This is a genomic window from Betaproteobacteria bacterium (assembly GCA_016791345.1).
In the GTDB taxonomy this organism is placed as follows: Bacteria; Pseudomonadota; Gammaproteobacteria; order Burkholderiales; family JAEUMW01; genus JAEUMW01.
The window spans coordinates 1-6346 of sequence record JAEUMW010000082.1 but is presented as its reverse complement, the minus strand read 5'-3'; the positions used below and the strand labels follow the sequence as shown (position 1 = coordinate 6346).

Here is a 6346-nt window from a genome sequence, read left to right as displayed (position 1 = left end):
ACGAAGACATTCCGTTCTAGCTGACTGGTGGCTGCCTGATGCTGCGTTATCTCGTCGTCCTCGCTCTATGCGGGCTGGCACCTGCCCTTGCCGCTCACGACGCCGAGACGAAGCCGGTCGAGTCGCAGCAGCAGGTGGAAGAATCCGCGATTCCCGTGGCGGAGAAGGCCGAAGCGCCCGCCGAGAGCGCTCCGGCGAAGCCCTCGGCCCGGATCACCGGCATCTACTCAACCCTCAAGAGCCTCGGTGGGGACGAGGAAATGATCGGCATGGAGGTGATCATCGTCCGCAGTCGCGAGGGCTTTCGCGCTTTCGTGCAGACCGCCGACGGACTGCCGGCGGCGCCGGCGCTGGTGCCGGTGAGCGTGGACGGCGCGACCGTCGTCTTCACCGTTCCGGCATCCACCGGCGAGCCACTCGAATTCAAGGGGAAGGCGACGCGTCAGGGGTTGACCGGCACCCTCGGCGATCGACAGGTGACGCTGCCGCGGCGCAAGAGCTACTGGCAGTAGCGCTCAGTCAGTCGGCAATTCGCCGCGCACGGCGTCCGCCCAGCTGTTGGGCGTCTCGAAAAGGCGCACCCGGACGAGCCGCAGCTGATTGCCGTAGCAGTCGCGGTACGCCCGGTCGAGGATGCGGAAGGCTTCCACGGCGAGGTTCTCCGCCGTCGGCACGCGCGCGAGCACCACGGTCTTGTGACCGGGGATGGAGTCCAGGAAATCGCGCACCTGACGATCCCCGCGATAGACCAGAAAGGCATGATCCCAAGCATCGACGATCTCGCGGCGGGCGATCGTCTTCACGTCCGCGAAGTCCATCACCATGCCCTGTTGTGGTGAGCCCTCGGTCTCGATGATGCCGCCCGAGAGCGTGATCTCGATGGCGTAGCGGTGCCCGTGCAGGTGCTGGCACTGGCTCTGATGGTGTGGAATGCGGTGGCCGGAATCGAATTCGAGCCGACAGGTGATCTGCATGGAAGGGGGCGAATTCGGCGATCGAGTATATCATCGGCCCTCCCATGCCCATCGGGAAAGCACGTTGACCTCGACAACCCCGTCACGACCTGCCGGCTACCGGCTCACCGTCGCGGAACACGACCGCGATGCCGCCGGACTGACCTATGTCTATCCGGTGGTGTCCCGCCGTGCGCGCGGCGTGTCGATCGGCATCAACCTCAATCTCAATGATGCGTGCAACTGGCGCTGCATCTACTGTCAGGTGCCCGGTCTGACCCGTGGCGGCCCGCCACCGATCGATGTCGCGCTGCTGGAGCGCGAACTGCGCGGATTCCTAGACGGCGTCATCCATGGCGACTTCATGGAGCGCCGAGTTCCGCCCGAGTCACGACGCCTCAACGACGTTGCGTTCTCCGGCAATGGCGAGCCGACCTCCGCACGCGAATTTCCGGCGGTGGTCGATGCGGTCGGGCGTGTCCTGCGCGAGTTCGCGCTCGAAGGCAGGATCAAGGTCGTCCTGATCACCAACGGCAGCCTGGTGCATCAGGCCCGGGTGCAGGTCGGTCTCGAGAAGCTCGCGAGTCTCGGCGGGGAAGTCTGGTTCAAGCTCGATCGGGCGACCGAGGGCGGCATTCGCGCCGTCAACAGCACCCGAACGACGATGGAAAAAGTGCTGCGCAATCTGCATACGGCTGCTCGCCTTTGTCCTACGTGGCTGCAGACGTGCGTCTTTGCGCTGGACGGCGTGCCACCGGCCGAGCGCGAGGTCGACGCTTATGTCCACTGTCTCGCGCGCCTCAAGGAAGATGGCGTCGAGTTGAGAGGCGTGATGCTCTACGGGGTTGCCCGGCTTTCGCACCAGCCGGAGGCAAAACGGATATCGAATGTTCCAGAAGCATGGCTCGCTCAACTGGCCGACCGTATCCGCGCTCTGGACATCGTGGTGAGCGTTACCCCATAAAGCTAAAGCGCACCGCGGCCCTTTCGGGCCGCCGTGGCAATCAGCGTGCTGCACCGCGGCGATGTGCCTTGCCGTTGCTCGGTGCCTCCTTCATCGCTTTCTTCAGGTTCTTGTAGAGCGATGGGTTGGAGGACTTGAGATAGCTCACCAGGGCGAAATCTTCTCCCTTGGCTTTATCGACATCTATCTTCTCGACGTGGACCAGGCGTAGCAGTTCGCGCACGGGTCTCGGCATGCTGCGCCCGCTCTCGTACCGCGAGCCACCGCTTTGAGTCACACCGACCTTCGTCCAGAATTCCTGCTGGTTCAAACCGAGTTTGAGACGAATCTCACGAGGATTCGGAAGCTTGTGAACGGTATTTTTCATGGATAAAAGGTCCCTCTCGTAGGTCGAACGCATATTCTCCCCCTGGAAGGCATGGACAGGGAATCCCTACATGGGTTCAGATAATTTTATGACTACGGCGCACTGCGTCGCGCGCGGTACACGTTGCCCGCGCTGTGCTGAGAACGAACGCATAAGCACGCTGCGGCGCAACGATTTCCTGGGCACATGTTCCACTCTGCGGCTTCGGGTAGAATCGCGCTTCCTTCCTCGCGTCCTATCTCATGAGTTTGATCGTACAAAAGTACGGCGGCACCTCTGTTGCCAGCCCGGAACGCATCAAGAACGTCGCGCGCCGCGTCGCAAAATGGAAGGCGCGCGGCCACCAGGTGGTGGTCGTGGTGTCCGCCATGGCGGGCGAAACGAACCGGCTCATCGCCCTGGCGAAAGACGTCCAGACCTATCCCGATCCGCGGGAATTGGACGTCATGGTGTCCACCGGCGAGCAGGTGTCGATCGCGCTCACTTCGATGGCGCTCATGGAACTCGGCGTGAAGGCCCGCTCCTACACCGGCGGACAGGTGAAGATCCTGACCGACGACGCGCACACCAAGGCGCGCATTCTGAACATCGATGAGGCGCCGATCCGGGCGGATCTGGAGGATGACTACGTGGTGGTGGTTGCCGGTTTCCAGGGCGAGGACGAAATGGGCAACATCACCACCCTAGGCCGCGGCGGCTCGGACACCACCGCGGTGGCGATCGCGGCGGCGCTCAAGGCGGACGAGTGCCACATCTATACCGACGTCGATGGCGTGTACACCACCGACCCGCGCATCGAACCGGATGCGCGCCGGCTGAAGACCGTCACCTTCGAGGAAATGCTCGAAATGGCGAGCCTCGGGTCGAAGGTACTGCAGATCAGGTCGGTCGAGTTCGCCGGCAAGTATCGCGTCAGGTTGCGCGTACTCTCCAGCTTCGAGGAGGAAGGCGAGGGCACGCTGATTACTTTCGAGGAAGACGAAAAGATGGAAGCAGCAGTCATCTCCGGTATCGCTTTCAATCGCGACGAGGCGAAGATCACCGTGGTCGGCGTTCCCGACCGTCCCGGCATTGCCTATCAGATCCTGGGCCCGATCGCCGAAGCGAACATCGATGTCGACATGATCATCCAGAACGTCGGGGTCGACGGCACCACCGACTTCTCGTTCACGGTGCACCGCAACGACCATCCGAAGGCACTGCAGATCCTGGGTCCGGTGAAGGACCACATCCAGGCCCGTGACGTCCTCGGCGGCGGCAAGATCGCCAAGGTTTCGGTGGTGGGTGTGGGCATGCGCTCGCACGTCGGCATTGCGAGCAAGATGTTCCGGGCGCTGGCAGAGGAAGGCATCAACATCCAGATGATCTCCACATCGGAGATCAAGATCTCCGTCGTGGTCGACGAGAAATACATGGAACTCGCCGTGCGGGTGCTGCACAAGGCGTTCGAACTCGATCGGGAACTGGCGGCGGTTTGAGCGCATGCACGCGAGCGGCTATACTCTCGCGCGAACAATCGGAGACATGGCCGAGAGGTCGAAGGCGCTCCCCTGCTAAGGGAGTATATGGGCTAAAACTCGTATCGAGGGTTCGAATCCCTCTGTCTCCGCCACCTCCGGCTCATACGGCTCCGCGACACGCCCCGAATCCCCTGTCGCAAGACACTCCTCCCTCATGAGAAGAATCTTAGCCGCGCTGCCGTTCTTTCTTGCTGCCGCGAATGCGTCTGCGGACATGAGCGTGCGCCGGTACCTCGCGGACCGGGATGCCGCCAACAAGTCCGCTTTCGACCGTTTGACGAAGCCCTATCTAACAGGAGTGGGTGAGGGGTTGCTGTGGGCGAATGCGCAGATCAAAGCGCAGAAGGGAACACCCTTCTTCTGCGATCCGGACGACGTTGCCCTCACCACCGCCGACTACCTGGCGATCATCGACCGCGAGGCTCAGCAAGCCTACGTGCAGCCGGAATATCCGATCGAACTCGTGATGCTGAAGGGTCTGCAGGCGCGCTTTCCCTGCAAGTGACACCGGCGCGCGCGCATTCCGTGGTTCTCGCCGCCTTCGCGTTTTGATACCATTGCGCACTTCGCGCCCGTAGCTCAGTTGGATAGAGTACCTGGCTACGAACCAGGGGGTCGTGGGTTCGAATCCTGCCGGGCGCGCCAATCACGCATAAAAGAGGGCACTTGTTTGTCCTCTGTCTTTTTCTGCACCACTGCCGCCATCAACTGCACATAGCTGCCGGAGATGACGGCCGTCCCGCCAGTGACCCGAATCTCGCTCACCACGGTGCGCAGATAGTCCTTCGCAAAGGTCGAGGTCCGATCCTGTAGCTTCGCCCGTAGCGCCTTGCTGAAGGCTTGCACCTGGCTCGGCACGATGCGCTCGATCGGCATGGCCTGCACTCGGCGAACCCCTGCCATCTCCACCAGCACCGCTTCCCGCGCCGCCTTCGCCTGCTGTGCCCGCCGCTGCAAGGTGTCGTCCAGAGGAAGGACGCCCGTCTCGACCGCCTCGTAGAGCCGGTTCAGCTTCTCCTCCGCACGGCGCAGCTCGGTCTGCAGCTTCGCGAGCTTCTCCTGATTCGCGGACTTGCGCTCCTTCATGTACCGGCGGGCTTCGGTGAGCATGACTAGCAGTCGCTCCGGGGTGAGGACCCGGTCGGCGAGCCGGGCGATGACGAGCGCGTCGAGCTTCTCCATCGGCACGTTGCGGCTGTGGCACGGGTGTCCGCCCTTGTTGTGGCGGTTCGTGCAGCGGTAATAGCGATACTGGCCGCTCTTCCCCGTCACCAACGTCATGCCCGCACCGCAGTCCCCGCAGCGGAGGAGTCCGGTGAGCAGTGTCGGCGAACTCACGAGGCGAGGCGGCGTCGTCGCCGGGGCGCGCGCCTGCCTGCGCTGGCGCACCCGCTCGAACGCCGCCGCCTCGATGATCGGCTCCGCCTGCATCAGCACCCACTCCGAGGGCGGGCGCTTCTTGCCGGTCTTGGAGTCCTTGACGTTGAAGTAGTGCTCCCCGAGATACGCCCGGCTCGACAGGACTTCGTGCACCTTCTGAATGCGCCACGGTTTCCCCCGCATGAGCAGGCCGCGCTCGTTGAGGTACTTGGCGATCTCCTTGATCCCCATCGAACGCCCTTGGTGACCGTTCAGGTAAAGCTCGAAGATGCGGCGCACGATCTCGGCTTCCCCCTCGTGTAGCGCCAGCTTCTTCTTGCGCTTGCCGCGGTTGCCGAGGGCCTCGGTCTCGATGGCGCGATAACCGAATGCCGCACTGGAGCCGTTGAAGAAGCCCCGGCGGGCGTTCTCTTTCATCGCCCGCGACGTGTGCTTCGCGTTCTCCTTGCTCTGGTACTCGTCGAAGACGGAGAAGATGCGTCGGGCCAGCTCCCCTGAAGGATCGTCGCTCGTCTGCTGCGTGATCGAGATGACCTTGACGCCTTGCTTGGCGAGTCTTCGCTCGTAGACGCCGAAGGCGATCGCATCGCGGAAGAAGCGCGAGAGGCTGTGCACGATGATCGCCTCGAAGGGGGCGGGGGTCATCGTCGCATCCGCGATCAGGTCCTGAAACACCGGACGCTTGTCATCGGTGGCCGAGGCACCCGGCTCGACGTACTCCTTGGCGATCAGGTGTCCGTTCCGGTCGCACCATTCGCGCATCTGGCGCAGTTGGTCCGGAATGGAAAGATCTTGCTCCGCCTGCCGCGTCGTGGAGACCCGAGCGTAGAGCGCCACGGCCATGTTGCCTTTACTCCTCGATCACTGCTGCCGATGTCTTGTTGGGTCTAGTCGTCACCCGATTACAAGGAGTAACGATAGCCAGTCGTGGCATACGCCGCAAACATACTGGCCACCGGCCCGACGGGTGTCCGCCGCTTGACATCGGGGCCCTGCCCGCGTGCTGGGTGGCTGCACCGCCGCCCCGGTGACCCGGCTCGACGCTAGCACGCGGTCTTACCCTATGATCAAGCGGCGGACCCTTCCTACGTCCCATTCTCCGCTCGCCCCCAAGAGAGGGGCTTACCATGCCAACGTGTTGATGTCCCCTGAGTATCGGTCT

6 protein-coding genes, 2 tRNA genes and 2 pseudogenes are annotated in these 6346 nt (G+C 63.0%); 6 read left to right on the top strand and 4 right to left on the bottom strand.

From position 1 onward, the window contains the following. Positions 1-38 precede the first annotated feature (38 nt). Positions 39-512 (top strand): hypothetical protein, encoded by a 474-nt coding sequence (locus JNK68_03200; GenBank protein MBL8539357.1) that lies wholly within the window; start codon positions 39-41, stop codon positions 510-512. A 3-nt stretch (positions 513-515) separates the two neighbouring features. Here the strand turns inward: JNK68_03200 and queD are convergent, their stop codons facing one another. Continuing rightward, positions 516-974, bottom strand: a complete 459-nt coding sequence (gene queD / locus JNK68_03195; GenBank protein MBL8539356.1) for a 6-carboxytetrahydropterin synthase QueD — start codon at positions 972-974, stop codon at positions 516-518. On the opposite strand from queD, the gene JNK68_03190 reads away from it, so the two are divergent. Next, on the top strand, positions 973-1917 hold the full coding sequence (locus JNK68_03190) for a radical SAM protein (GenBank protein MBL8539355.1): 945 nt from the start codon (positions 973-975) through the stop codon (positions 1915-1917). The two genes, queD and JNK68_03190, sit on opposite strands and share 2 nt — an antisense overlap. Positions 1918-1957: 40 nt before the next feature. Here the strand turns inward: JNK68_03190 and JNK68_03185 are convergent, their stop codons facing one another. Next, entirely contained in the window at positions 1958-2284 is a 327-nt protein-coding gene (locus JNK68_03185; protein ID MBL8539354.1) for a helix-turn-helix transcriptional regulator, read from the bottom strand. Positions 2285-2526: 242 nt separating this feature from the next. Between JNK68_03185 and JNK68_03180 the strand changes: the two genes are divergently transcribed. The 4 genes from JNK68_03180 to JNK68_03165 all read left to right on the top strand — a co-directional run bounded on the left by JNK68_03180 (position 2527) and on the right by JNK68_03165 (position 4449). Next, a complete protein-coding gene (locus JNK68_03180) occupies positions 2527-3762 on the top strand; it encodes an aspartate kinase (GenBank protein MBL8539353.1) in 1236 nt (411 codons plus the stop codon). Positions 3763-3802: 40 nt separating this feature from the next. Further along, positions 3803-3896: transfer RNA gene (locus JNK68_03175), tRNA-Ser, on the top strand. A gap of 62 nt (positions 3897-3958) precedes the next feature. Continuing rightward, positions 3959-4309: a hypothetical protein gene (locus tag JNK68_03170; protein ID MBL8539352.1), complete on the top strand. Its 351-nt coding sequence runs from the start codon at positions 3959-3961 to the stop codon at positions 4307-4309. A gap of 63 nt (positions 4310-4372) precedes the next feature. Then, positions 4373-4449 (top strand) — tRNA-Arg (locus JNK68_03165). 723 nt (positions 4450-5172) lie between these two features. Here the strand turns inward: JNK68_03165 and JNK68_03160 are convergent. After that, positions 5173-5601, bottom strand: a pseudogene (locus tag JNK68_03160) (recombinase family protein). Continuing rightward, positions 5578-6027, bottom strand: a pseudogene (locus JNK68_03155) (recombinase family protein). The pseudogenes JNK68_03160 and JNK68_03155 overlap by 24 nt, the downstream one beginning before the upstream one ends. Positions 6028-6346: the final 319 nt, after the last annotated feature.

Excerpts from the sequence above, each read along its gene's own strand:
- JNK68_03190 (MBL8539355.1), top strand. The coding sequence starts at position 973 with ATGGAAGGGGGCGAATTCGGCGATCGAGTATATCATCGGCCCTCCCAT.
- JNK68_03185 (MBL8539354.1), bottom strand. The coding sequence starts at position 2,284 with ATGAAAAATACCGTTCACAAGCTTCCGAATCCTCGTGAGATTCGTCTC.
- JNK68_03200 (MBL8539357.1), top strand. The coding sequence starts at position 39 with ATGCTGCGTTATCTCGTCGTCCTCGCTCTATGCGGGCTGGCACCTGCC.
- JNK68_03170 (MBL8539352.1), top strand. The coding sequence starts at position 3,959 with ATGAGAAGAATCTTAGCCGCGCTGCCGTTCTTTCTTGCTGCCGCGAAT.
- JNK68_03180 (MBL8539353.1), top strand. The coding sequence starts at position 2,527 with ATGAGTTTGATCGTACAAAAGTACGGCGGCACCTCTGTTGCCAGCCCG.
- queD (MBL8539356.1), bottom strand. The coding sequence starts at position 974 with ATGCAGATCACCTGTCGGCTCGAATTCGATTCCGGCCACCGCATTCCA.